The following is a 24,784-nucleotide window of genomic DNA, read 5'->3' on the forward strand; positions in this document are numbered from 1 at the left end:
TTTTTATATCAAAGCTTGGCTTATGATAAAGGTAGAGGAAAAGTTATCCTCAAACGATATACCTATTATACATATCGATGACAGGTTCCTACCTGTTCTCTTATGTTCTTGAAAAAATATAATAATTGGAGTGATTGATATGAACATTAAAAGACAACAGGATCTTCAAACGTACGATGATAACCAAATGAACAAACAGGTTGTTTTTACAGAAGAAAAGAGTAGAGCGATTGCATTTAACTTTCTACCCGGGCAGATAATGCCGACTCATGGACATCCTCAGAAAAACGCCTACATGTCTGTGATGGAAGGAACTGGTGTATGTTACTTGGATGACAACCCTTCTCCAATACAGCAAGGCGATATGATCCACTGCGATCCGCATCAAACCATCAGCGTAAAAAATACAGGCACTGATGCCATGACCGTTTATGTTGTGCTTGCAGAGGAATAAAACAGATTAGGAGGCCGCCGTTATGACCATTGGCATCGTGTATGCAACGATGGGAGGCAGTACAGAACAACTTGCTTCTTTCATTAAAGAATACCTGATTGAAAAAGGAATACGAGTAGAATTAAAAGAGGCTTTTGAAAATGGCGCAGAAGATATACTCCGATACGAATATATCTTTTTAGGAAGCTACACCTGGGGAGACGGTGACGTAGCCGATGAGATGCTGGACATCTATGACACCCTGGAAACGATGGACTTAACAGGAAAACTCTTTGGCGTGTTCGGCTCAGGAGACACCTGTTATGAAGAGTTCGCGGGGGCAGTGGATATGTTTGAAGAAATGATTCAAAAACAAGGCGGTTATCTTGCTGTACCGGGGCTGAAAGCAGATATTGATTTGGAAGAAATGGAAATACGAAAACAGGTGAACCTATTCACCGAAGCCTTTTTGGAGGCAGCGAAAGTGAAGTAAGGACGTAAAAATATCTCAACCATAGAAGCATTAAGAGACATAAACTTCGTTGTTTATGTTTTTTATTTGATTACTTTTGCATATTTGATCTCATCCCCTCCTTTCACTTATATTCAGACGATCGATAAACCATCATAATCCAGAACTTTTATTCTTTTACTGCTGATCTGCTTAATAAACCCCCGGGTCTCGAGATCAGCCATCCTGCGGCTGATTGTTTCTGCCGTCGTACCTAAATAAGAAGCTAAGTCAATTCTGGTCATTGGCAGTTCCAGAATGTCGGTATAGTTATCGCTTTGGGCTAATTCCACCAAATAGAGAGCAAGTCTCGTATCTACATTCTCTACAGCAAAATGGGCTCTTTGATTTTCAGACTGATTCAGCCTTTGCGAGAACTCGGTTAACATGTTCAATGAAATAGCCGGATATTTTGTTAAAAACGCCTGAAAGTCGTGCCGCTGGATTTTACACACTTTTGTATCTGCCACAGCCTGCGCGAAAGATTGATGGGTTGATTCATTAAATAGAGCATATTCTCCGGTAAAATCACCGGGCAGCAGCAGAGAAACCAAATGTTCTTTGCCCCCTTCGGACAATCGATATATTTTCACCTTTCCAGTATGGACGATATAAAGCGTATCAGACTGCCTGCCTTCCTGAAAAATCAGTTCCCCTTTTTTATAAGAGCTGGAGTGGACCTTTTCCATAATTTCATTAAGCTGAAAAGGCTGCAGGTGATTAAAAATAGGAACGATCGATACGCATAATTTCTCCGTATTAGTCGTTGAACATTCACAATCGGTATTTAATAATTCAGGTCTTTCCATTGTTCCTCCTCCTTAAATCAAAATCTAATGTCTTTTCAGCTGATTTGATGACTTCAGTATACTAAAATTTATACTATAGATGGTATTAGAGAATGTATACGAACTAATTAAATACAATTCTTTTTTCAGAAAAAATGCCGGACATTCCGTAAGGAACATCCGGCATTTACATATTAATTAGCTCAGCTCCGGCCAGTAGCCTTTATTTGCTTTCTGCAGATCTTCCAGAATATCCTTTGCAATCTGGGCGCTCGGGACAATTCGGGAAAGCGTCAGCGCCTGCCACAGCTTCTGGTAGGATTTTTCACTCCAGGCTTCCACTACCAGCTTTTCGACGGCGACCTGCTGCTCCATCAGCCCTTTTTGAAACCTTGGGATTTCTCCCTGTACGAGCGGTTCCGGTCCGTTGCTTCCGACAAGACATGGTACTTCGACCATCGCTGTCGGCTCAAAGTTTTTAATCGCTCCGTTGTTTTCTACAATAAGCAGCATCCGCTCCTTTGTGTTGTAGGCAATGGCGCGGGCAAGATCAACGATGTAGGAAGCGTGTTCGTCAATATGAAGAGCAGAATCGACGGCGGTGCCGTTTTCAATAATTTTACCGCACTCACCGAAAACAAAACTCTCTCTTCCTTCCATCACTTCATTGGCCCGCGTTTTTTCCGGGTTAGAATGAGCCACTTCGTAATCCGGATAAAGATAATATTTTAAATAAGTGTTTGGTACTGTGGAAGGATCCAGCGCCTGAACATCCTTTGCCTTAGCAAACGTATTGTTCCAGCTTTCGTCTGCATGCTGCAGGGATTGGTCTTCTGTTACATAGCCGAATCTGGCTACATGCTCCCGAATACGGGGAAGCAGGTCGTTTCCTTCTTTATCACGGATGCCGGTCCACCAGCCAAAGTGATTAAGGCCGTAGTAGTCAACTTCCATTTCCTTACGGCTTTCCAGTCCGATCGCAGAAGCCATAAGCTCTTCGATTCCAATTGGCATGTCGCAGATATTAAGAATTTTTGCCTCTGGACGAAGCTTCCGTGTGGCCTCTGCTACAATCGCAGCCGGATTGGAATAATTCAAAAACCAGGCGTCCGGAGAGTACGTTTCCATATAATCAACAAGCTGCAGCACGTCTCCGATAGAGCGCATGCCGTAAGCCATACCACCCGGTCCGCACGTTTCCTGACCGACAACCCCGTGCTTGAGGGGGATTTTTTCGTCCTGTTCCCGCATGGCATACTTTCCGCTTCGAATGTGAGCCATTACAAAATCGATATCGGTAAATGCTTCTTCGGGGTCTGTAGTTTCAGTAAAACGGATATCCGGCGCTTTTTCATTCAGGATGATCCGGCAGGCGCCGGCAATGGTCTGCTGGCGCTCCTTATCTTTGTCAAAAAACTTAATCTGGTCAATTGGAAGCTTTTCCAGGTTATCCAGCAGCATTAATACAATTCCCGGTGTAAACGTACTTCCTCCGCCTGCAATTGTAATCGAGTGTTTTTTCATGATTAACATCCTTCCGTTATTTTAATTTTCATCAATAAAGGCTTCAATAGAATCTCTAACCTGAGGCACCGACAGTCCGACAATGACCTGGATACTCTGACCGTTCTGTACAAGACCATGTGCCTCACCGTTGTTTTTAAAATAATCGGGGTCTTTGACTTGTTCCGGATTCTTTACTGTTACACGGAGTCTTGTTGCGCAGTTCGTGACATCAGTAATATTGTCCACACCGCCAAGTCCTTCCAGAAAAGCAGCGGCTCTTCGGTCATAGTCGCTTGCATACGCTGCGGCTGGTTCAGCTTTTCCGCCTTCTTTTTCTGCCCGGTAGTCCGCTTTCGTGTAAAGCTTAGTTTCCTGATTTTCGTCTTTCTCCCGTCCCGGCAGCGCATAATCAAATTTCACGATCAGCCAGCGGAACAGGAAGAAGTATATGATGGTAAATGCCACTCCGATAATAATTTGAGAGAGGTAAACGTTCCAGTGATTGCCCATCAGCGGGATCCAGTTGGTTGTGGCGATCTCAATCAGTCCGCCGCCCTGGTTGCCAACCAGGCCAAATGCACTCTGCAGTGTAACCATAGTGGCTCCAAGTAGCGCATGCAGTAGAAACAGCAGTGGTGCAATAAAAAGAAAAGTAAATTCCAGCGGCTCTGTAATACCTGCAACAACAGCCGTCAATGTGGCTGCCAGCAGAAGGGCTCCGACCTGCTTTTTCTTTTCGGCCCGTGCTGTGCTGTAAATAGCAAGCGCAATTCCGATCGAACCGAACATTTTAATGTTCCCCTGCAGGAGGAATGCTCCTCCCTCCCACTGTTCGCGGAGCGGTGTATCAGATGAAGCCAATTCGCCGAGGCGGGATACCCAGTTTGCTGTAATACCTCCGTCTACGACGGCCGGACCAAACTGGAACGGCGTATAGATAAAGTGATGCAGTCCGGTTGGAATTAAGATCCGCTCCAAAAAGTGGAAGAGCCAGACCCCAACGTATCCGGAAGAAATCATAAAGCCCTGGAGAGAACCAATACCGTTTTGTACCGCCGGCCATACCCAGGCAGTTAAAAAAGCCAGCGGGATCATAACAAAAAAGGAAATCATAACAATAAACGGTCCTCCCTGAAAAATACCAAGTGCATCCGGGAGCTTTTTGTCATAGTAGCGGTTATGAAGCCAGATCGTAATACCGGAAATCACAATCGCACCCATAATGTTTGTGTCGAGTGTCAGTATTCCTGCAATTTCCGTTAATCCCGTGCCATCTGCGCCTTCGCTTAAATCAACGCCAAATGTTGGGCCCCAGACATCCAGAATGGAATTAATAAACGTGTTGTACATTAAATAGGCCACCACCGCAGCAAGCGTTGCTCTTCCTGCCGCTTTTTTAGCAAGCGAAATCGGAAGCCCGATTACAAACACCAGCTCCATATGATCAAATACCGTCCACCCGGTATTTTCCATAAAGGTCCAGATCTGATACCAGAGGCCGTCCGGGTTTGCCAGTTCACCCATAATCTGTTCGTTTTTAAACAGTGTAGCTAATCCGACAATAATGCCGAAAAAAGGAAACAACAGCACCGGCACAATCATTGCGCTGCCAAATCTTCGAATAGAATTCATCATTAGTCCCCTACCGCCCTTTACATAGTTTTTATGATCGTTTTCTTTAACTAATGTCAGCGTACAAATGAAAGTGCTTACAATCAATACGATCAGGACATGCAGGGAAAGGAATGGCAACTTCGGACATTGTTTCAAAAGCTGGAAATTTTCCCGGCAGATGAAGAAGAATGCTATACTGAATACAAGGAGTCATCCCGTACAACAGGAGGAACCACCATGTCTTTAGAAGAACTGATCAACACCCATTACGACAAACTAAATGAAAACGACATGCACGTACTTAAGTACATTCTGAACCACAAAAATACCTGTCGGAATATGGGCATTAATGAGCTGGCCGATGCTTCTCTTGCTTCCCGCTCCTCCATTCACCGGCTCACCAAAAAACTCGGCTTCAGCGGCTATAGTGAATTTAAAGTATTTTTAAAATGGGAACAGAATACTAATAAAGATACCGGTAACCACATGCAGGTATTGGAAGACGACATTCAGGCGACATTGAAAAACCTTTCTTCCCTGAATTTCGAACCGATCTGCGAAAAGCTTTACGCGGCCGGCCATATTTTCATCTACGGAACGGGTACAGCACAGCTTGCCTGTGCCAGGGAGGCACAGCGCCTGTTTGCTTTGCAGCAGACGTTTGTCACCATCATTTATGATGCAGTCGAGTTTGAGGTGATGCTCAAAGCGATGACAACCGATGATGTTGTTATTATTATTTCCCTTTCCGGTGACACCCCGAGCCTGCTTCCGCAGGTAAAGCAGCTGACAGCACGGGGCATTACGTTTATTTCTATTACAAATTTAAAAAACAACCGGCTTGCCCAGATGTCTCCTTTCAGCATTTATGCCGCCACCAGCGTTTTTCAGGCTGGAAACGGGGAGGAAATTGTGTCATTTATTCCGCTTACGATAGCGGTGGAAGCTCTTTTTCGACGGTTTATTCTATACAGGGAAGCACAGGACAAATAGAATAACGACTACCGCATACCATTCGTAATACACCTAAAATGCCCTCCTTTCATTTCCTGAACATAAAGTTCAGCCTTCAAAAAAACAGCAAGTTCAAAAAGAGGAGAAAGAAGGGATCAAATTCATTGAAGGGCCGTACAAGTTCTTACAAGCCGCTGCGGATCCCAACATTTCTGCATGAGTTATTTGGAAAAGAAACAACTAAGCCGGAAGCCGCCTTCATTTTATTGAGCAGTATCATCATTCCGGTTCTGCTTTTGTCATATACCTACGAGGAATGGCTTCATTTATCGGTATTGAAGATTATTTTATTAGTGGTTTTAGCAGTGGATCTTTCCGGTGGAGTAACCGCTAATGTTACAAAATCCACAAATGATTATTATCAAGCTGCAAAGAGAGCAGGCTTTATTTTTATTGCTGTTCATATTCAACCATTGATACTCGGATGGCTTCTAGGTAATTTCCTGTTGGGGCTGGGTGTGTGGATTGGATCTGCAATAACTGCATTGATTATTTTAAACCTGGATAAGCACATTCAGCGTACTGCAGGTATGTCCGCTGCACTTTGCGGAATTACTTTTGTGATGTTAGTGCCGAATGCATTAGTAATCTTAAAAGGTCTGCTTGCCCTGTATATCTTCAAGCTTGTTTTCAGTTTTGCTGTAAATCATACGAACTATAGGCGATGATCTGTGAAAAGAAACAGTCAGGTCTACGATTCTGTTCCAACTGATTAAAAAAGGAGCTGCCCCTCTTGGGACAGCTCCTTTTTACATAATTATTATTCGCGGTTATTATTGTTGTTTTTATTATCATCAGAAGAGGATTTTGTTTTTTTAACGAGCTCTTCGAGGATTCCAACAATTTCATCTTTGGAGTACTGGTCTTTTGTCTCCTGGTCTTTAGTTTCTGTTGTTATTTCATTGTTTGTTTTTGTGTCCTTTGTTTCAATCGTTTCCTGTGTCGCCGCATGTTCTGAAGCCAGATATTTCTCCCGCTTATCGACCGGCTGTACTGAAGTCGTATCCGTATCGAGATCGCGTTTGTAAACCACCTGTCCATCCGGTGTCATAAACTTCTTATTCATGTTTCTGGTTGATTTATCAAATAAGCTGTAAATAACCGGAATCACAAACAGCGTCAGGAAGGTACTGCTGATCAGACCGCCAATGATAACAATGCCCATCGGCTGAATGATCTCTGCGCCTTCTCCAATACCAAGCGCTAATGGAATAATACCAAGAATCGTAGTAATGGCCGTAATAAGAATCGGTCTTGTCCGGTCCTGTACGCCGGATACAATTGCCTCTACCGTCGGCAGTCCTTTTTGCTTCTGCTGGTTGATGTAGTCCACCAGCACGATCGCGTTGTTGACGACAATTCCGGCGAGGACAATCACCCCTATTAACGCCATGGCGCTTATTGGATTTTGCGTGATAGTTAACGCAAGCATAACGCCTATTACAAATAACGGTACGGTAAACATAATGATGAACGGATATTTAAATGATTCGAACTGAGCTGCCATCACAAGATAGATGAAAATTAAGCCAAGTACAAATGCCAGAGAGACATCGCCTATTAAATCATCAATCATTGCCTGGTCTCCGCCTACTACAAACTCGGCGTCGCCCGCCAGTCCTACATCGTCAATAACGTCATCCACCACTTCTGATGCGTCGCTTAAATCACTTGAGGCCTGATACAGTACATCAAAATCTGCACTTGTAATCATATCAGCCCGGTTAATGACGGCCGGGGACTGACCTTCCTCAATTTCCGCTACATCAGAAAGAGTAATATAATCTCCCTCTTGATTTGGGATAGAAATATCTTCGAAGTTTTCAGCGCTTTCCAGTACGGAATCTGCGTAGCGCACATTTACGTTATACGTATCGTTGCTGTCGGTGGTAATGCTGCCTGCAACTTCGCCGCCGGTAGCTGTATTAACAGCTTCTGCAATCTGCGCCGGCGCAAGGCCTTCGTCTTCTGCAGCTTCCCGGTCAATAGATACCTGCAGTTCAGGTGCTGTTTCTTCTTCCGTACTTGTTGCACTACGGATAATGCTTTCATCTTCGAGCGCTTCTACAATTTCACCGCTCTTAGTGGCAAGACGCTCAGAGTCCGGATCTTCAATAGTGAAGGAGTAAGTGTTCGGCTCTCCACCAAGTCCAGCCTGGGCAAAGTCCTGTACCTCAATATCCGCGGCGTCATCTATATCTTCAATCTCATCGGCAAGTGATTCAGTAAATTCTGCCGTAGTAGTATCACGCTCTCCCGCGTCTACGAGATTAACAATTATTTCAGCAGTGTGGCTTTCGGAACTTAATCCTCCCTGCTGGGAAGTTGATCCAATTGTACTTAAATAGCTTTCGATATCCGAATCGTCATCCAGCTCTTCTTCTATCTGAGCAATAGTTTCTTCGGTTCTTCCAAGCGTCGTGCCCTCTTCGTGCTCTACTTCTACAAGAGCAATACCTTCATCGGAATCAGGCAGAAATTCAACGCCGGTTGTGGTCAGTCCGAGCGCCCCGATAATTAAAGTAGCAAACGTTATCGCAATAACGACCGCTCTTCTGCGCAGGGTCCAGCGGGAAACCCGTTCGACTCTTTTCATCATTGAAGAGTTTTTGCGCTTTTTTTCCACTTCTTCTTTCGGAGCTGTTAGAATTCTGCTGGCGATCATCGGAACGATGGTCACTGCTACGAACAAAGAAGCAATCAGGCTGAATGCCACCGCGATCGATAATGGGGCAAACAAGTCTCCGACAAGTCCTGTAATAAAGACAACAGGGAGGAAAATGGAAACGGTCGTTAATGTAGAAGCGGTAATCGCTCCGGCTACCTCACGAGTTCCATCGGCTGCTGCCTGCTTCGGCGTTTTCTTCATGGATAAGTGACGGTAAATATTTTCTACAACGACGATGGAGTTATCAACGAGCATCCCGATACCGAGTGCGAGACCTCCGAGCGTCATCATGTTCAAGCTGATGTTCGTAAAGAAAAACAATGCAAAGGTAGTAATAATCGAAAATGGTATGGCAATCCCGATAATTAACGGTGTTTTTAAATTACGAAGAAACGCAAACAGTACGACCATAGCCAAAATACCACCGCTGACAAGAGCAGTAATAACACTGTTTATCGAGTCCTGAACGTATTCGCCTTCATCGTACAGGCTTATTGCTTCCAGACCAGAATATTCGCTTTCATCAAGCAGGCTGTCGAGCTCTTCATTAAAATCGCTCGATACCTGGGTAGTATCTGCATCGGATTCCTGCATGACGTCCAATTGAATGGAACTCTCCTGGTTCACTCTCGTAATGACATCTTCCTCTTCAGTCTGCAGCGATATTTCCGCTACATCTGATAAAGGAACCGCATCACCGGATTCCGGATCCTGGGAAACGGTAAGCTCCTCTATTTCTTCAGGGGATGTAAGCTCGCTTAAAATACGGGTGGAAATAGTTTCTCCCTGCTCTTCATCCACGATAACTCCGCCCGGCACAGCGGCTTCCTGTCCCCGGATAACCTGTACGACATCCGACTGGGAAATGCCTGCATTTTCTAATTCGGCCTGGTCCAGTACGACTTCATACTGCTCTGTTAAAGAGCCTGATTCAGAAATACTTGCGACTCCATCGACCCGGGAAAGTTCCCGTTCCAGAGAGGCTGTCTCTTCCTGAAAAGCCGGTACTTCGTCTCCGCCTCCGGAAACAGCCAGCTGGATGCTTGGGAACATAGATGGATCAAATTGAAGAAAGGCCGGTGTTCCAGCATCATCAGGCAGATCTGCCTGCGTAATAGTGGAAACAACTTCTGTTTCTACATCTTCAATATCGGTATCTGCCGTAAATTCCATAATGACAATCGATGAGCCTTCCAATGACTGGGAAGTAAGCTGATCGAGTCCGGAAACAGTAGAAAGTTCCTCTTCCAGATTTTCTGTTACATCATTTAATACTTCTTCCGGGCCGGCGCCTGGATAGCTTGTGCTTACTGCAGCTACCGGCGCTTCCACATCCGGAAATAACTGAATAGGCAGACGTGTCAGGGAAACCGCACCTAATATTAATAACACAAGCATAATCACAATCGTAAACTTTGGACGTTTTATTGAAAGATCCCACATTTTCATTTACTGTTTCTCTCCTCTGATTCTTGTAGTGGTTTATCGCATTCTCCAGAAATGACTTCTTCAAAAGAACGCATGACTTCCTGGACTACTTTAAGATCTTTTATATCTATTTTGATAAGGTACTGTTCAATGAGATTCTGCTCCATCTGAATGAACTGATCTTTCATCTCCAGCCCTTTTGTGCCGAATTCAATGTGGACCTCTCTACGGTTTTCCTTATTAATGACACGCTTAATAATAGATAATTGTTCCAGTTTTGCAATGGTCTGGCTTACCGCGCTTCTTGATATGTCACAGTACTCTGCCAAGCCGGTCATTGTAACGTTCTCCTGCTTGAGGATATATAGCAGCATCACCTGCTGGCGTTTGGTTAAGCTTATATCCGGAAACGGAAAAAGCTGCAGCAGGGAATGATGTATTTTACGGTAGCTTTCCATCATTTCTGAAAATACTTTTCCGTGTTCTTCCATAGGCGGTCCCCTTTCTTTTACATGCAGGTTTTATTCTAACGTAATTTGCTTAATAATTAAATAGGTAAACAGTTTATTTTTTTAACTGTTTAATAATTAACCGTTTTCATTTCAAAACAGTTCTCTGTTCCGTCTTTTCATGATAGGCTTTATGTATCTATATTTTTCTATTTAAAGGAGATTATCCATTGAATTCACAGCCTGCAGATATATACCGCGTTATTGAAATAACCGAACGTATCCATAACACCATCATCAGTGATTTCCCTATGCCGGACCTCCCCTTGAATCAGCGGCAGGTCAGCATCCTCTGGTTTGTGTTTCACCATCAGAAGAGCAGTATCAATGATGTAGCCCGCCACTTCTACATTTCGAAAAGCACGGCCAGCCAGGCAGTTTCCCACCTGGAAAAAGAACAGTTTCTCGAGCGCACCGTCAATCCTGAAAACCGCCGGGAAGTTATTTTACAGCTGCTGGAACGAGGCCGGTACTGGAAAGCACAGTTTAAAGAAGCAGAGCGGCAGCTGCATGAAAAGTACTTTTCAAAAATTCCGCAGAAAGATGTCGATAAAATGCAGGAAGCGCTGGAAAACATCCAGGCGATTGTTGAAAAAGAAAAATCTAAAAATTAATCTTTTACATAAAAAAACACCTTTCTCGACGAAAGGCGTTTTTTTATTATATTGTTATAAAATTTTCAGTGAAAAATGGCTGATTGTCTTCATTAAAATCTACACCAACGCCAAGCTCTGTAAAGCTCTCATTTAGAATATTCTCCCGATGGCCCATTGAATTCATCAGCCCCTGATGGGCGAACACGCTGCTGAACTGGCCGTACGCCAGGTTTTCTCCGGCACGCGTGAAGGTGATGTCATCTTCTTCCATCCTTTCAAAAGGAGACTGTCCCTGCTCGTTCGTATGGCTGAAAAATTGGTTGTCTGCCATGTCGGTACTGTGTGCACGGGCCGTCTCTCTTACCTCTTCGTTCCATTCCAGTACAGGAAGGTCGTGCTGGACACGAGCAGCATTTGTTAAATCGAACAACTGATATTCAAATCCTTCTTTTAAGGATTCACTGCCGTCTGTATAAAAACTCTCTTTTGCCGCTTCCATGTTTTCGTTAATAATCTGAACGGCGGTTACTTCATTCTCTTCATGGACATCATAGAATACAGTGACATAGCTGCCGTCTATTTGATGAACGTCATATTCCCCTTCGCTGTTTATCTGGTAGTTAAACCTGCCGCTGCGAATCATTTCCTCCGGTTCTCCCAAGGTTTCATTTACGTATGATTTTGAGTCTCCCAACGCAATTCCATACTGGGAGGAAAGTAAATTCTGGTTTGTGTAAAGTCCCTGCACAATACCTTCTTCATTAAACGAAACCATCATAAAATTTTGATAATTTTCGTGATACGTTAACCAGTTTACTCCGTATTCATTTTCGCTTTCGCGCATAGACTCCCCATACATGTCTTCTACATCCTGTCTTGTGTCACCGAGTTCTATATTACCTACAGAAAAGGATTGATCCTCAGGGGTGGTCAGTTCAGGTTCTTCTACTTCCACGGCTTCCTGTTCCCTATCTTGTTCTGAACCTGTCACATTATTTAAAAGGGCGACCGCATCCTCTGTCATCTCTTCAAAGTCAAAGCCATTGTTTATCACATCATTTAACGGTTCAGGCATAAAGCTGCCGGCAGGTTCCTCCCATATTGGTTTCGTCCAAAAAACGACCAGCACGGCGGACACCAACAAAATCATTCTTCTCAAAATATGAACCACCTTTATCTATTCAATACTCCCGTCCGTTTCCGGCGGGAGCCACTGCTTTACTAACTATCTTCGCCCATTATTGTACCACTCTCCTGTGCTGCCATTCTATTGATTGAACTTTCGACCCGGTCTCCATTATAAAAAAACAACTTCCGTGTGCTAGGCCGGCACGTTGTTTACGGTAGGTATTTAACTGTTCGCATATTCATTTCCTGTCCTTCAGCAGAATAAGCCGGATGCTGATCGATTCCGTCAGATCTCCATTCAGGATGACATGCGGTTATAGCCAAAACGGAAGCATCGATAATATCATCACGGCTGCATATCTTTCGTGGATACAGACCTACTGTTTTCGTAAACAGGCTGCAAATGCCGGGATCGAGCTGCTCGAGCAGATCCAGACGCTGCGTAATGCCCTGATTTGTTTTCTTGGATGCTGACAGCGGCTCTCCATACACATCTGCAAACAGCACTTCCGGATGTGCCTCTTTCACTGATGATTCAATGGAAAAGGCCTCCACTTCTTTTATCTTTGGAAATAGAAACCAGGTCTGCTTCTGCAGCCCTGCTCCGGTTAACTGTTTATGTAATACATTCGCTTCCTGATAACTGCGGCAGACAAGTACTTCTCTACATGGTACCGGAAATACACTCGAACGCCGTTTCCCCAATTTCTGCCGTGCCAGAGCCTCCACCTGCCGCGGATATTCGCTGGCTGCAGGCAGGCCGAGCGGCATATCTACCCATATAGAAATACCCGGTTCGGGCCGGAGCTGACTCAAGCTGGTTAGTACCTCTATCTTATAAGTCTTTCCGTTCTCTGCAAAAGCGGCGATCCAGCCGCCTCTGCACCCGTCCAGTCCTATTGCTTTCACGGCGCTCCCTCCTTCTATTATAAGTATTGAGATTATACGGCTTTAGATTACTAAGGTATCTGCTTTGCTTTTTCTTCTTTTATTTTGCTTCTCTTTTCCAAAATGAACAGCAGCAGCAGAGGTGCAAGCGCCGATCCGGCTAATGTGTAGTTTAGAGGAGCAGTTTTCACCATAAAACCTGCCATTAATAATCCCATACTTAACAGCATGATACTCATACGAAGATAGTGCTTCTCTTTTTTATATTTTAATACCCTGGGCAGAAATATAAAGAAAATAGCAGCTAGATATAACGTATACGTCACCCATAATTCATTATTGAATGCAAAAACTGGATTTGATAATGCACCAGCAATGAGAAGCAGAGGACCTGAGTTTTCCAGGATGATGTTTTTTATTGTTCCTTTCTTTCTTTTAAATAGACCGATCGCTTTTTTATTCAATTGAAAGATACTATAACATCCTTTCTTCCGCCTGTAGTCGAATACGATGACTTGAACCAGAACGCATATGTATAGTAATTATTTTTTAGCTTTATTATCGAATTTTATAATAAAAATACCGCTGATTGCTCCTGCAATAGCTGATCCGGCTAAAGCAGGCCATTCCGGTACCGTTTCTTCAATGATTAAAGATAAAACAGTATACATTACTGGAAATATAACTACTGCAAAAAGGGTCCGCAACAATATATTATTCATGAACAATCACTTCCTTATAAAATGAATAATTATATTTTCTATTAATCTGCAGTATAACACTACCATTTTATACTATATATTCATTATTTTGGAATTAAATCCTCTGCAGAATCAGAAAAAGCAGCACACCATTTTTTCCAAACTAAGGGCGGTTGTTAACTAATGGAAAGAGGTATTTCCCATCATATGAAGAAGTTAACTATATAGTATTCCTTCCCTATTTTTCCTTCGTCCAGTCTATATAAAGGAGAACGTTCATGGAAAAGCTTAAGCTGCACATTGAATTAATCGCTGCTCTGGTTTCCGGCGTTTTGATACTTTTTGCTTATGCACTTGAGCTGCTTGGAATTGGAAGCTTATCGATTATTACTTATTTACTGGCCTTTGTTATCGGTGGATATGCGAAAGCAAAATACGGAATTAAAAAAACTCTCCAGGATCGAAAGCCCAATGTAGAAATGTTGATGATCCTCGCCGCAGTCGGTGCTTCGATCATTGGCTATTGGACCGAAGGAGCCATATTAATATTTATCTTCTCACTAAGCGGTGCTCTGGAAACTTATACGATGAATAAAAGCCGACATGAATTATCGGTGCTGATGAAAATTCAGCCTGAAGAAGCATGGCTTTTAAAAAACAACATGACCACCCGGGTGGCTGTGGCTTCCTTAACTGCCGGCGATATGCTTATCGTTAAACCCGGAGAACGGGTTCCTGCTGATGGAAAATTAGTAATCGGCCATACCGTAGTCGATGAATCTGCGATCAGCGGTGAATCCATCCCAGTGTCTAAAGATATAAATGATGATTTATATGCGTCTACTGTAAATTTAAGCGGAGCCATTACGATGGAAATGACTAAACCTAACTCTGAAACTCTCGTTCAGAAAATTATTGACCTCGTACAATCAGCGCAAAGCGAAAAACCGCCCTCTCAGCAGTTCGTGGAACGTTTTGAAGGACGGTATGTCATTGTGGTATTAATTGTCTTTTCATTAATGCTGTTTCTTCCTCACTATATAATTGGCTGGGATTGGAATACTACGTTATATCGGGCAATTCTTCTTCTCGTTGTTGCTTCTCCTTGTGCCCTTGTGGCTTCAATTATGCCGGCTGCTCTTGCAGCTATATCAAATGGCGCAAGAAACGGTGTTATTTTTAAAGGAAGCGTTCATCTAGAAAACCTAAGTTCTATACAGGCTGTGGCCATGGACAAAACGGGTACGCTTACTCAGGGCCGGCCTCAAGTAACGGATTTTATCTTCAGGGAAAATACCGACCGCGAGGTATTGATGGGAAAAATTGCAGGGATGGAATCGCAGTCCAATCATCCACTGGCTAAAGCGATCATAAAGTTTATTGAAGCCAAAGGAATTCATCCATTGTCGAATATCCAGGTAACGGATGTGCCTGGAAACGGTTTGAAAGCGATTATATCAGGTGAAGATATTTTGATTGGAAAGCCTGCATTCGTCGATGAAACAGAGGCAGAACTATTTCAAGACGGTGTGTTGAACCGGCTGGCCCATGAAGGAAAGACCGTGACGTTTGTGAGAGATGAAAAAGGAATAGCGGCAGCCATTGCCTTAAAGGATATCGTCCGGGAGAATGCCAAGTCCACTATTCAAGAACTTCAGCAGTTAGGCATTCACTGCATTATGCTTACAGGCGATAACCAAAAAACAGCTGAGGTCATCGCTGCAGAAAGCGGCGTCGATGCTTATATAGGCAGTTGTATGCCGGGGGACAAAGTAAACGAAATAAAGAAATTAACGGAAACCTACCGCTACGTGGCTATGATTGGAGACGGTATCAATGATGCCCCGGCCCTTGCTGTAGCATCTACGGGTATCGCTATGGGAGAAGGCACTGATGCAGCTCTAGAGACTGCGGATGTTATTTTAATGAAAAATGACTTATCACGTATTACCTATTCGATTACTTTGGCACGGAGAATGGAACGGATCATCAAACAAAACATATATTTTTCAGTAAGCGTTATTCTCTTGTTGGTTATTTTAAATTTTGCACAGACCATTTCGATTCCTTTCGGCGTTATCGGACATGAAGGCAGTACGATTCTAGTAATACTCAATGGCCTACGCATGTTGAAGTAATAGTCTGGTTTTAGTTGGGCTTGTTCCGGATAATCAACACATCACAGGCGGCTCTGCGGACAATCCCTTCCGAGACACTTCCCAGGTGGAGACCTTTTTCCACACCAGCTCCAGTTGCGCCGGCAACAATGAGGTCAGCCCGAAAAAGTACAGCCGTTTCTTTTGGCAGAATAAACTTGGGAGCACCGTATTCCATTGAGATCGGCATATGCTGCATGCCTCTTTCAACAGCCATTTTTTGATATCTTTCCAGCAACAATTCTCCATTTTTCATATAGATGTCCTGAATGTCATCGCGGAACTGTTCTACCGAATGAGCGAGCGGAGTGTGTAATACGTGTACAGCGGATATCTCTGATTCCTGCTCCCTGGCTATAGTAATCGCTGTCTCAAATGCTTTCATCGACATCTCTGATTCATCAATGGCCACCAGAATACGCCGGTAATTTTCCGTAAATGCTTTGTTTTTCACCACCATAACATCACAGCCAGCCAAATGGACCATTCCAGCAGATACACTGCCCAATAAATAACTTTCGATGAGGCCTAAACCGGAGGCGCCAGTAATCGCTAAATCAATATTGTACAGAGGAATAATTTCTTTAGCGATCATTTTTTGTGGTGAGACGCCCCGTTTCATGATGGTAACTACATCTTTGACCTCAGCTTCTGCGGCTGTTTTTTCATAGGCTTTTAATATTTCCAGTCCATTTTCCACAGCAGCCTGTTTGATCTCTTCACGGTAAACAGGCACCCTGCTGTATTCTTTGCTTTCCACTACATGACAAATGAACAGGCGACTATCGTAGCGCTTTGCCAGATTAATACCCCGGTTCAATGCTTTAGTCGCTTCCTTCGACCCATCGACTGCTACTAAAATACGCTGATATCGTTTCATATTCTTCACCAGCTTCTTTTCATATTTAATGAGACTAGTATACTCAAGATCACCAGCTTTTAAAGTGATATATCTCACACTTTTCCAAATGTTCCAGTTTATGATGATTTTATAAATACGAAAAACCAATAGAAAATTTAGATGAATAATTATGGAAGCAATCGGGAAAATCATAAGTAAGGATGATTAAATCAGCAATGACATCTTCCCTATACACTTTAGTTCATAAAAAGCCTATTGTTTAGATTATTTAATACAATAGACAAATGCGGTTGACATACTCACGGATTATTCTATAATTCGTTATATACTCATTAAATATATATGTAAAATACATTAAAAAATCGCAGTGAATATAGAAACGTTATTGCAGACTTTTAAGTAATTTCCCCCTTTACCCAACTTCTTTTTTCTTCGTCGTTCATCTATCTATTCTAATTTTCGTACAAACATCCTCCAGTCAACTTACCTTATCTCCTAAAAAAGCCGCTCTATAAATGCAGCACGGCATCAGCATTTCACTAATTTATCTTTTTTGAGACTTTGACAGACTGTACGTCCATCAAATTTTTTCAGAGAGGGTTTTTATAATGAAATACTCTATGCGTTACGCCGTTTACGAAGAGATGCTTGCGGCATTGAAACGTCCGCCAAATGATATGGAAGATCTTTTGTTTCAAGCATCCCAACATGCAGAGGTGGCCAGAATCGCTCCTTTTTACGGGTTTTACCTATACCCGCATGAATGGCTCCATTATTCTCTACAAAACAAGGATCCTCTAGCTGCTGAACTGAACCTGGCAATGCTCATAGCTCTGGATGCTCCTACGCTTGAGGCGGATCCGAAAATGCTGCTTTATTTTTCCATTGCAGCGTCATCTCAAAACAGTGAAGTTAATGAACAGAGCTTGTCCGTAGCTTTCAAAACAACTATGCTATTTCAAACGTTTATCTATTTGCAGAATAAAGTCTCGCATTTGGAGCAGGACGATCACTTCTCCATGCGTAAATACAAAAACCGCTTGAAACAAATAGATTCGAACTAATAGACTGTGCACAACAAAGCTTCTATCTGCCCGGCCGGCCGCCTATCGCCTTTTATATTATTCCAGCCTGCAGGTTAAAATATTATAAGATTGCGGGGAAAGGGAAATGAAAACCATCTATAAAAATATTCTTATTGCTGTGGATGGATCAGAAGACTCGGAAAAAGCACTGGAAAAAGGAATTAATCTGACACTCGAACACGGAAGTACTTTGATTATTGGTCACGTAGTGGATTATAAAAACTACAGCCGGGCCGCTGTTTTTTCTTATGATCTCATTCCCGCTGCCGAAGAGGCAGGGCAGAAGATACTGGATGAAAGCAAGAAGAAAGCTCAAAAGGCGGGGGTTCTCGACGTCATTACTTCCCTTCAAAGCGGGAATCCTCAAAAACTAGTGTCTCAGCTATTAGCAGAGAATTATAAAGCCGATTTAATTATTACGGGAGCTTCCGGAGCAGGTACGTTTGATAAATATGTGATGGGGAGCGTTTCTTTAGGTACGGTACGCCATGCTCAGTGTGATGTTTTAATCGTTCGCAATGAAAAAGTTCTGGATGGATATCAAACTATTTTAGCGGCCGCTGATGGGTCGGATGAATCTATTGCCGCTTTTGAGAAAGCTGTCGATATTGCGGCCGGCAGTAACAGCTCTCTCATTGTGGCTCATGTCCTTCATACTCCCGCTATTTCCTCTTTTGACATGCATACCGAAGAAATTCTGGCTATGTTTGAAAAAAATGGAGAAAATATACTTGAGCAGTATAAAAAAACAGCGGAGCAGCGGCATGTGGAAAATATTAAATACATTATCGAGCGTGGATCTCCTAAAACAGTTCTGCCCATCAGTATAGCAAAGGCTTATAAAGCAGATTTAATTGTCGCAGGCGCTTCTGGATTAAACCGGGTTGAACGGCGTTTTCTTGGAAGCGTAGCCGAGAGTATCGTGCGGAGAGCCGCATGTGATGTACTGATTGTCCATCCGCCCGATTGAAATGTTATTCAGTAATAATGCCCCTCATATTTACTATACGAGGGGCATCGTCCGTTATTTCATTTTATACGTGCACGGTTGAGGTGGTATTTCCAGAAACTACTTTAACTTCACAGGCTGATTTTTTCTGGATCTTTTTTGATTTGTTTCCGAGCAGCAGCTGGTCTATTTTCGTTCCGCCGGTTTGCCCTATGATGATCAGATCCGTTTTATGCTTTTGGCACAAGTCCTGCACGAGCATTTTTGCAGGAGCACCTACCTCCAGCACAGCTTGCACATCGGTAATGCCCTGTTTTACAGCTTCCTCTTCGTATTCCTTAAGCTTTGTGACGGCCTCATTTTTCAGCTGGGCAAAACCGCGCGGGTCTGTTCTCTCGAGCATAGCATATCCGTTTTTATCCATTACAAAAGCAATAATGAGAGCTGCGTCATTTGCTTTTGCAATGCTGCATGCCTCTTCAAAAGCATTGTGGGTCACACCTTCAAGCGCCTCTACCCCAACCAGAATTCGTTGATATTGTTTCATCATACATCTTCCTTTCATTTAATAATAAATGGTTCTGTTATTGATGCTGCTTTCCCTAAGATAATTGGAACCCTGCTTTTTTGCAGCCAGCTTTCGACACATCCCCTATAAAATGACAAAAAGCCAGAAAAAGAATAAAGATTCTTTTTCTGGCTTATGCGCTGGCTTTATATCCATTCATTGTCGCCTAATATATAGTTGTCCCAAAGTACATGTTTTATATTATCTTATATTACAAATATACCCTTTCAATATTAGAGTAAAACGTTTTCTAACAACGAATTTGCAGCAAATGATTAATAATATTTTGAAACCGCCTGCCCACTAATTTAACCCGCTGCAATAATACTAATGAGAAAAGCGATATATCCTGTGACTGCTATAAGAGACGGCAGAATATAAGTAAAGCTGTTTCGCGTATGATCGCGCTTTATAATCACCATCACTAACACTGTCAGGAAAAAGCCGGCTCCTGCAACTAAAATGGTTTGATCCTCTGTGTCCGTCCATATACTGTTTTTCTGATAGAACAAGTCGCCGATTACTATAACCGCTATATTAAAGATATTGCTCCCCAATATAGCCCCAATCGCCATGTTCGCATTCGCCAGCCTTAATGCAACAAACACTCCAACAGCATCGGGAATGGATGTTGCCAGTGCCACCAGAATACTTCCTACGGCTGTTGCACTAATACCGGTTGTATTTGCCATAATGTCACCTGTAATAGACAGGGCACTTCCTGAAATGAAAATAATCACAGCAAAAAGAAGAAAACCTTTAACCGAAGATGCTGTATTTTCCTTTTGATGTTGTGCTGAGGAAGCGGCATCGTTTTTTTCTTCTGCTTGACCGGATTCTTCTTCTTCTGCTTGAGGTTTTTTTTTCGACACAAACCAAATACCCAAAATATAAATAACAGCAATGGCCAGGCTCGTCATGCTAATACCTGCCAATGTAAGATTGGACTGCAGATATAACCCTGCCGCCGCCACGGTACTTAACAATAAAGCAATAATACCGGTATAAGTGTGATCATGAGAGACGGTTAGGAACAACCGTTTTTTGCGGAAATAAATGTCTAAAGCAAATAATACAAAAATATTAAACAATAGGCTTCCCAATCCATTGCCTACTGCAATATCTGCATTGCCTATCACACTTGCGGAAATAGTAGCCGTCAACTCCGGCAGCGAGGTTGCTACGGCTAATAAAAGCGTGCCGGCCAAAAAACCGCTCAGCTTCGTATTTCTGCTGATACTATCCGCGTGCGTAGATAATCGAACGGCAGCTACTGCTGAAACAACAGCCGCAGTGATAAATAAGAAAATAGCTAACGTTGCGCTCAAAGTTACGGTCCCCTGTCTGTGCATTCTTGATAAAAAACGTTCAATTGAACATCTTTATTCATCCCCTAATCCGTTGTTGATCAAACAAAACGGCCTTCATTCAGCCCTTTAGTACCTGTTTTTCGTTCTTCTACCCTGCATACTATAAAAAACATCCCCAGGAGAGAAAATGTGATAAACGCAAACGGATACGAGGCTTCTTCAATAATCATCCCTCCAGCCCCTGATCCTAACGCCTGTCCGATACCAAGTGCCAAAAAGGAAAGACTCACTCCCAATGAGGGCAAATCAGGAAAAACACGCGTGGCCCATACAATAAATAATCCTGTCATAAAGATATAGGATATTCCAAATAATACCGCAGACAGGTAAACCGCAGGCTGTATAGGTATAGTCAAACAGATAATAGATGCTGCTGTGACAAACACTCCGCCTCTATATGCAAAAGACAGGCCTGCTTTTTGGATAATTCCGCCTGCCGTGCCTCCGATAATACCGGCAGCACCCATTACAATCCAAAATATAATACTTTGATTCATCGTAAATTCATGGATGACGGCAACGTAACTTCTGGAAAATGTCCAGTATATGGAGGAACTAAACCCTACTCCAAGGGAAGCAGCTATTAGAAAACGGCCTTTTTTTAGCATCTCAGGCCATGCTGTCTTTTGACCCACAGTACTAATTTTCTTTTTATCTTTTTCGAGTACGGCAGCATTCCACCACCAGACTATCATTGTAATAACTGCAAATAACAAATAGCTCCAGCGCCACTGGTCTGTGAACAATAAAACTATTGGGCCGGTCACCATTAACCCAAAACTTGTGCCGGTATTAATCCACGTATTTCCTTTATTCTGCTGGGAAGATGTTAAAGACTGGCTGATCACCTGGCTGAACGCAGGAGAAGCCCAGCCGCTCCCGAGGCCGGCGGCAAAAACGCTGATCATAAGGATGTAGAACGCCGTAGAAAAAGCGATACCTATCATTCCCAGAAATGCTGTGGCTCCTGCGAATAATACCACTCGGCGTGCCGTAAATGTATGAATAAATATATAAGCAGAACAAAGGGCCGCCGTATAGGCAGCGTAAGCCGCGGATCCAACTATTCCCGCCTGGCTTTCCGATAAGGCCAATGACTCACTAATATCAGGCAGAAACAATCCAAAACTAAACCTGGCGAAAGCATACACAATACCTATCATGGCGATTCCGGGAAATACAATTTTCCACATATTCATTCTCCTTTTTTTGATAGAACGATCATTATACTAATGGTTAAAAAAAACAGACATCAGCTGTTTTTTATGTTTTCAACCATAGCATAAAGCGTTTTTTCTATTTCTTGAACATTCAGCGTCTCCGCTAAAGACGTACTGCCTTCTAATAATAGAGCCAATTGGACAGCCGCAGTTCTACTCATCTCATTCGATTCAAAAAACTGAATCATTTTTTCTTTGTGGCTATAGACGCTTTTCACAAGTGGATGATCAGGAATGCTGGAAAATTCTTCTTTTGCCCGCAGAAACATGCAGCCATTCGAAGCACTGGTTTTCAACCACTGTATATGGCCGGAAACCAGCTTATGCTCGATTGATCCTTCCTCCTTACGAACGGCATCTTTCAGCATAGAAAAATACATCTTTTCACGCCTGTTTAATATTTCTAAAATAAGATCTTCTTTGGAATCAAAGTGATTGTACAGCGTCATAAGCGCAACACCTGCATCCTGGACAATAGCTTTCAGCCCTATCGCGTGAAAACCATGCTCATAAAATAATTTTTCTGCATGAACAAGCAGATCCTCTCTTTTCCGGCTCATAGATGCCTCCTTTTAAATTAGATATAACGATCACTCTATTAATCTACCACATGAATAAACATCGGGCAAGTCTTTCCTCCCGGAAAAATAAGTTTTAGCTATCCATAATTAGGAAATAATGGTTCATAGGAGGGATTGCATGCAGGCAGAACTCAATTACTTTATAGGAATGCTTTTTCTTATTTTAACAATATGGCTTGGTGGGTTATACGGCATCTACTGGCTGGTAAAACGATGGTACATAAAACGAAACGGATCCTTCCGAGTCGAAAAACATGCGAGTGCCAGGCATCAGAAAGTGAGTTTCTGGTTTACTGTATTAACCTTTCCCTCAAGCGCAGCTGTCGGCTTTCTTCCATCCTCTGCAGGATTCGTAGTGATTACCTGTCTAGTGGCAGTTATTCTGATATGGACTGGATACAATATTTACATATGGAAAAAAGAAAGCGGCAACCCGGATGATTACCGTTTCGAATTATACAGCGCTTCTGGTATGGGAGGCTACTCCTTAATAGTATTTATTAGTTTTCTTACCTATTTACATTAAAACAACATTTTTACTAGATGCTGTCGTTATTCGCCTGCCCTTTTTCACACATAATTATACTCTATCGTTTCTTTTAGTAGTAAACTAAATGAACCTAGCGTATCGTAACCCAAAAAGTGAATAAGGAGGACGTGTTATGTTTCCGAATGAAATGGTATGGGAAAATATCGAAACATTCGGCTGCGAGTACTTGTATATTTCCAGAACAGAACACATGATTCAGGTGGAAAGCACGGTCATTTCTCTGGAAACCGGCTTTCCCGTACAAATCTGGTATCAAATGACCCTCAACAATTCATGGAAAGCCACCAATGTTCATATTAAAGATAAAAATGGCCCGAACCTGCAGCTTACATCTTCAGGAACCGGAGTATGGTATGACCACCATGGAGTAAAACTGGACTATTTGAACGGCGCCATTGATATTGATATATCTGTGACGCCCTTTTCCAATTCGCTTCCTATCAAACGACACACGTGGCATCCCGGTCAAAAGCGGGAGATTGACATGGTCTATATATCCATTCCATCCCTGGACGTCCAGAAAGTAAAACAAACCTACACGTATATTGAACATGAAAACGAAGATAGAGTATTTCACTTCCAGCATAAACATTTTGCATCTTTTATCTCGGTCGACGAGAACGGATATGTGACCGAATATCCTGGACTATTCACGAGACGGTATTAGCTGCATCCGGAATAAGAAAGGAGATAATCAAACTGAACCTCATCGAAAAATGGCATACTATTTTCCTCTTATCCGCAATTGGCATGGGATTGATCATTGGACAATGGCAGTTTATCGAATCACGGGCCGGTCTGTTTATTCTTCCTTTTTTGTTCTGTATGCTGTACGGATTATTTTTAGCTGTTCCCCTCCAACATCTGGGAAAGGCTTTTACCCATATTCGATTTTTCAGCGCAAGTGCCGGCATTAATTTTATTTGGACTCCTGTTTTAGCTTATGGACTTGGAGCTGTATTTCTATCCAATCATCCGGCCCTTTGGCTTGGATTTATTATCCTGATGGTGACACCCTGTACCGACTGGTATTTAATCTTCACCTCCACTGCCAAAGGAAATGTACCGCTGGCTGCTTCTATTCTGCCGGTGAACCTGATTCTGCAGCTATTATTGCTGCCGGTTTATCTCTACTTATTCGCCGGTACGATAGAAGGCACAAACCTTTACTCAATTGGCAGCAGCATCCTGCTCGTAGTGATTCTGCCATTCTCCTTGGCGCAGCTGACGAGATACATATTCAAACGCAGAAAAGCTGTTCTGGAACAACAGCTCGTCCCGTTTTTTTCAAAAGCACAGGGACTGTTTCTTGCTTTAGCGATTATGGCGATGTTTGCCTCTCAGGGCAAAGTGTTGTTAGATAATCTGGAAATCACCTATCTCCTGCTGATTCCGATTCTCCTTTTCTATGTGATTAATTTTTTTACAGCCCGGCTGGCGGGAAAATGGCTGCATTTCTCATACAAGGATACCGTCAGTCTGCATTTATCGACATTGGCTCGAAATTCGCCGTTAGCCCTGGCTGTGGCTGTAACGGCTTTTCCGAATCAGCCCTTAATCGCACTTGTCCTCGTTATTGGTCCGCTGATCGAACTGCCGGTGCTGGCCGTGGTTTCGCAGGTTCTTCTTCTACGGCGTAACTTAATTTAAAAGAAACGA

25 protein-coding genes are annotated in these 24,784 nt (G+C 42.9%); 11 read left to right on the forward strand and 14 right to left on the reverse strand.

Annotated features, from left to right (window positions below):
* Positions 1-139: 139 nt before the first annotated feature.
* Together ATL39_RS15255 and ATL39_RS15260 are read left to right on the forward strand one after the other, a co-directional pair.
* Positions 140-454 carry a cupin domain-containing protein gene (locus ATL39_RS15255; protein ID WP_120194230.1) on the forward strand — a complete coding sequence of 105 codons (315 nt, stop codon included), beginning with the start codon at positions 140-142 and terminating at the stop codon, positions 452-454.
* 22 nt (positions 455-476) lie between these two features.
* On the forward strand, positions 477-926 hold the full coding sequence (locus tag ATL39_RS15260) for a flavodoxin domain-containing protein (RefSeq protein ID WP_120194231.1): 450 nt from the start codon (positions 477-479) through the stop codon (positions 924-926).
* 113 nt (positions 927-1,039) lie between these two features.
* On the opposite strand, the gene ATL39_RS15265 is transcribed toward ATL39_RS15260, so the two are convergent.
* The 3 genes from ATL39_RS15265 to ATL39_RS15275 form a co-directional block, all read right to left on the reverse strand.
* On the reverse strand, positions 1,040-1,753 hold the full coding sequence (locus ATL39_RS15265) for a Crp/Fnr family transcriptional regulator (protein ID WP_120194232.1): 714 nt from the start codon (positions 1,751-1,753) through the stop codon (positions 1,040-1,042).
* A gap of 177 nt (positions 1,754-1,930) precedes the next feature.
* A complete protein-coding gene (locus ATL39_RS15270) occupies positions 1,931-3,256 on the reverse strand; it encodes a 6-phospho-alpha-glucosidase (protein WP_120194233.1) in 1,326 nt (441 codons plus the stop codon).
* Positions 3,257-3,277: 21 nt separating this feature from the next.
* On the reverse strand, positions 3,278-4,870 hold the full coding sequence (locus ATL39_RS15275; protein ID WP_120194234.1) for an alpha-glucoside-specific PTS transporter subunit IIBC: 1,593 nt from the start codon (positions 4,868-4,870) through the stop codon (positions 3,278-3,280).
* Positions 4,871-5,089: 219 nt separating this feature from the next.
* On the opposite strand from ATL39_RS15275, the gene ATL39_RS15280 reads away from it, so the two are divergent.
* Together ATL39_RS15280 and ATL39_RS15285 are read left to right on the forward strand one after the other, a co-directional pair.
* Positions 5,090-5,845 carry a MurR/RpiR family transcriptional regulator gene (locus ATL39_RS15280; RefSeq protein WP_120194235.1) on the forward strand — a complete coding sequence of 252 codons (756 nt, stop codon included), beginning with the start codon at positions 5,090-5,092 and terminating at the stop codon, positions 5,843-5,845.
* A 125-nt stretch (positions 5,846-5,970) separates the two neighbouring features.
* Positions 5,971-6,534: a hypothetical protein gene (locus tag ATL39_RS15285; RefSeq protein ID WP_120194236.1), complete on the forward strand. Its 564-nt coding sequence runs from the start codon at positions 5,971-5,973 to the stop codon at positions 6,532-6,534.
* A 92-nt stretch (positions 6,535-6,626) separates the two neighbouring features.
* Here the strand turns inward: ATL39_RS15285 and ATL39_RS15290 are convergent, their stop codons facing one another.
* Both ATL39_RS15290 and ATL39_RS15295 read right to left on the reverse strand, forming a co-directional pair.
* On the reverse strand, positions 6,627-9,983 hold the full coding sequence (locus ATL39_RS15290; RefSeq protein WP_120194237.1) for an efflux RND transporter permease subunit: 3,357 nt from the start codon (positions 9,981-9,983) through the stop codon (positions 6,627-6,629).
* A complete protein-coding gene (locus tag ATL39_RS15295; protein ID WP_120194238.1) occupies positions 9,980-10,453 on the reverse strand; it encodes a MarR family winged helix-turn-helix transcriptional regulator in 474 nt (157 codons plus the stop codon). The genes ATL39_RS15290 and ATL39_RS15295 overlap by 4 nt, the downstream gene beginning before the upstream one ends.
* A gap of 188 nt (positions 10,454-10,641) precedes the next feature.
* Here ATL39_RS15295 and ATL39_RS15300 point away from each other — a divergent pair, with 188 nt between their 5' ends.
* Complete coding sequence (locus tag ATL39_RS15300; RefSeq protein WP_120194239.1) at positions 10,642-11,085, forward strand: MarR family winged helix-turn-helix transcriptional regulator; 444 nt, start codon at positions 10,642-10,644, stop codon at positions 11,083-11,085.
* 46 nt (positions 11,086-11,131) lie between these two features.
* Here the strand turns inward: ATL39_RS15300 and ATL39_RS15305 are convergent, their stop codons facing one another.
* The 4 genes from ATL39_RS15305 to ATL39_RS15320 all read right to left on the reverse strand — a co-directional run bounded on the left by ATL39_RS15305 (position 11,132) and on the right by ATL39_RS15320 (position 13,805).
* The gene (locus ATL39_RS15305; protein ID WP_120194339.1) at positions 11,132-12,217 is read right to left on the reverse strand and encodes a CAP domain-containing protein; all 1,086 of its coding nucleotides are present in this window, start codon (positions 12,215-12,217) and stop codon (positions 11,132-11,134) included.
* Positions 12,218-12,405: 188 nt separating this feature from the next.
* Positions 12,406-13,104: a DUF429 domain-containing protein gene (locus tag ATL39_RS15310; protein ID WP_170146958.1), complete on the reverse strand. Its 699-nt coding sequence runs from the start codon at positions 13,102-13,104 to the stop codon at positions 12,406-12,408.
* A 50-nt stretch (positions 13,105-13,154) separates the two neighbouring features.
* Complete coding sequence (locus tag ATL39_RS17480) at positions 13,155-13,322, reverse strand: hypothetical protein (RefSeq protein WP_170146959.1); 168 nt, start codon at positions 13,320-13,322, stop codon at positions 13,155-13,157.
* A gap of 303 nt (positions 13,323-13,625) precedes the next feature.
* Positions 13,626-13,805 carry a hypothetical protein gene (locus ATL39_RS15320; RefSeq protein WP_120194242.1) on the reverse strand — a complete coding sequence of 60 codons (180 nt, stop codon included), beginning with the start codon at positions 13,803-13,805 and terminating at the stop codon, positions 13,626-13,628.
* A gap of 257 nt (positions 13,806-14,062) precedes the next feature.
* Between ATL39_RS15320 and ATL39_RS15325 the strand changes: the two genes are divergently transcribed.
* Positions 14,063-15,922 carry a heavy metal translocating P-type ATPase gene (locus ATL39_RS15325; protein WP_120194243.1) on the forward strand — a complete coding sequence of 620 codons (1,860 nt, stop codon included), beginning with the start codon at positions 14,063-14,065 and terminating at the stop codon, positions 15,920-15,922.
* A gap of 10 nt (positions 15,923-15,932) precedes the next feature.
* Here ATL39_RS15325 and ATL39_RS15330 read toward each other — a convergent pair whose 3' ends face one another.
* On the reverse strand, positions 15,933-16,820 hold the full coding sequence (locus ATL39_RS15330; protein WP_170146960.1) for a universal stress protein: 888 nt from the start codon (positions 16,818-16,820) through the stop codon (positions 15,933-15,935).
* A 590-nt stretch (positions 16,821-17,410) separates the two neighbouring features.
* Here ATL39_RS15330 and ATL39_RS15335 point away from each other — a divergent pair.
* Both ATL39_RS15335 and ATL39_RS15340 read left to right on the forward strand, forming a co-directional pair.
* Positions 17,411-17,866 (forward strand): hypothetical protein, encoded by a 456-nt coding sequence (locus ATL39_RS15335; RefSeq protein ID WP_120194245.1) that lies wholly within the window; start codon positions 17,411-17,413, stop codon positions 17,864-17,866.
* 106 nt (positions 17,867-17,972) lie between these two features.
* Positions 17,973-18,857, forward strand: a complete 885-nt coding sequence (locus ATL39_RS15340; RefSeq protein ID WP_120194246.1) for a universal stress protein — start codon at positions 17,973-17,975, stop codon at positions 18,855-18,857.
* A 64-nt stretch (positions 18,858-18,921) separates the two neighbouring features.
* Here ATL39_RS15340 and ATL39_RS15345 read toward each other — a convergent pair whose 3' ends face one another.
* From ATL39_RS15345 to ATL39_RS15360, 4 genes are all read right to left on the reverse strand, one after another.
* Positions 18,922-19,383, reverse strand: coding sequence for a universal stress protein (locus ATL39_RS15345; RefSeq protein ID WP_170146961.1), 462 nt, complete (start codon positions 19,381-19,383; stop codon positions 18,922-18,924).
* A gap of 329 nt (positions 19,384-19,712) precedes the next feature.
* Positions 19,713-20,732, reverse strand: a complete 1,020-nt coding sequence (locus tag ATL39_RS15350) for a sodium:calcium antiporter (protein WP_170146962.1) — start codon at positions 20,730-20,732, stop codon at positions 19,713-19,715.
* Positions 20,733-20,812: 80 nt separating this feature from the next.
* Positions 20,813-21,967: an MFS transporter gene (locus ATL39_RS15355; RefSeq protein WP_120194249.1), complete on the reverse strand. Its 1,155-nt coding sequence runs from the start codon at positions 21,965-21,967 to the stop codon at positions 20,813-20,815.
* A 59-nt stretch (positions 21,968-22,026) separates the two neighbouring features.
* Positions 22,027-22,554 (reverse strand): TetR/AcrR family transcriptional regulator, encoded by a 528-nt coding sequence (locus ATL39_RS15360; protein ID WP_120194250.1) that lies wholly within the window; start codon positions 22,552-22,554, stop codon positions 22,027-22,029.
* 139 nt (positions 22,555-22,693) lie between these two features.
* On the opposite strand from ATL39_RS15360, the gene ATL39_RS15365 reads away from it, so the two are divergent.
* The 3 genes from ATL39_RS15365 to ATL39_RS15375 all read left to right on the forward strand — a co-directional run bounded on the left by ATL39_RS15365 (position 22,694) and on the right by ATL39_RS15375 (position 24,775).
* Positions 22,694-23,101, forward strand: coding sequence for a hypothetical protein (locus tag ATL39_RS15365; RefSeq protein ID WP_120194251.1), 408 nt, complete (start codon positions 22,694-22,696; stop codon positions 23,099-23,101).
* 136 nt (positions 23,102-23,237) lie between these two features.
* On the forward strand, positions 23,238-23,792 hold the full coding sequence (locus ATL39_RS15370; protein WP_120194252.1) for a putative glycolipid-binding domain-containing protein: 555 nt from the start codon (positions 23,238-23,240) through the stop codon (positions 23,790-23,792).
* Between the two features lie 32 nt (positions 23,793-23,824).
* Positions 23,825-24,775: an arsenic resistance protein gene (locus ATL39_RS15375; protein ID WP_120194253.1), complete on the forward strand. Its 951-nt coding sequence runs from the start codon at positions 23,825-23,827 to the stop codon at positions 24,773-24,775.
* Positions 24,776-24,784 lie beyond the last annotated feature (9 nt).

This window comes from Sinobaca qinghaiensis, from assembly GCF_003610495.1.
Taxonomy (GTDB): Bacteria; Bacillota; Bacilli; order Bacillales; family Marinococcaceae; genus Sinobaca; species Sinobaca qinghaiensis.

Excerpts from the sequence above, each read along its gene's own strand:
- ATL39_RS15255 (WP_120194230.1), top strand. The coding sequence starts at position 140 with ATGAACATTAAAAGACAACAGGATCTTCAAACGTACGATGATAACCAA.
- ATL39_RS15260 (WP_120194231.1), top strand. The coding sequence starts at position 477 with ATGACCATTGGCATCGTGTATGCAACGATGGGAGGCAGTACAGAACAA.
- ATL39_RS15265 (WP_120194232.1), bottom strand. The coding sequence starts at position 1,753 with ATGGAAAGACCTGAATTATTAAATACCGATTGTGAATGTTCAACGACT.
- ATL39_RS15270 (WP_120194233.1), bottom strand. The coding sequence starts at position 3,256 with ATGAAAAAACACTCGATTACAATTGCAGGCGGAGGAAGTACGTTTACA.
- ATL39_RS15275 (WP_120194234.1), bottom strand. The coding sequence starts at position 4,870 with ATGAATTCTATTCGAAGATTTGGCAGCGCAATGATTGTGCCGGTGCTG.
- ATL39_RS15280 (WP_120194235.1), top strand. The coding sequence starts at position 5,090 with ATGTCTTTAGAAGAACTGATCAACACCCATTACGACAAACTAAATGAA.
- ATL39_RS15290 (WP_120194237.1), bottom strand. The coding sequence starts at position 9,983 with ATGAAAATGTGGGATCTTTCAATAAAACGTCCAAAGTTTACGATTGTG.
- ATL39_RS15295 (WP_120194238.1), bottom strand. The coding sequence starts at position 10,453 with ATGGAAGAACACGGAAAAGTATTTTCAGAAATGATGGAAAGCTACCGT.
- ATL39_RS15305 (WP_120194339.1), bottom strand. The coding sequence starts at position 12,217 with ATGATTTTGTTGGTGTCCGCCGTGCTGGTCGTTTTTTGGACGAAACCA.
- ATL39_RS17480 (WP_170146959.1), bottom strand. The coding sequence starts at position 13,322 with ATGAGTATCATGCTGTTAAGTATGGGATTATTAATGGCAGGTTTTATG.
- ATL39_RS15320 (WP_120194242.1), bottom strand. The coding sequence starts at position 13,805 with ATGAATAATATATTGTTGCGGACCCTTTTTGCAGTAGTTATATTTCCA.
- ATL39_RS15325 (WP_120194243.1), top strand. The coding sequence starts at position 14,063 with ATGGAAAAGCTTAAGCTGCACATTGAATTAATCGCTGCTCTGGTTTCC.
- ATL39_RS15330 (WP_170146960.1), bottom strand. The coding sequence starts at position 16,820 with ATGAAACGATATCAGCGTATTTTAGTAGCAGTCGATGGGTCGAAGGAA.
- ATL39_RS15335 (WP_120194245.1), top strand. The coding sequence starts at position 17,411 with ATGAAATACTCTATGCGTTACGCCGTTTACGAAGAGATGCTTGCGGCA.
- ATL39_RS15340 (WP_120194246.1), top strand. The coding sequence starts at position 17,973 with ATGAAAACCATCTATAAAAATATTCTTATTGCTGTGGATGGATCAGAA.
- ATL39_RS15345 (WP_170146961.1), bottom strand. The coding sequence starts at position 19,383 with ATGAAACAATATCAACGAATTCTGGTTGGGGTAGAGGCGCTTGAAGGT.
- ATL39_RS15355 (WP_120194249.1), bottom strand. The coding sequence starts at position 21,967 with ATGTGGAAAATTGTATTTCCCGGAATCGCCATGATAGGTATTGTGTAT.
- ATL39_RS15360 (WP_120194250.1), bottom strand. The coding sequence starts at position 22,554 with ATGAGCCGGAAAAGAGAGGATCTGCTTGTTCATGCAGAAAAATTATTT.
- ATL39_RS15365 (WP_120194251.1), top strand. The coding sequence starts at position 22,694 with ATGCAGGCAGAACTCAATTACTTTATAGGAATGCTTTTTCTTATTTTA.
- ATL39_RS15370 (WP_120194252.1), top strand. The coding sequence starts at position 23,238 with ATGTTTCCGAATGAAATGGTATGGGAAAATATCGAAACATTCGGCTGC.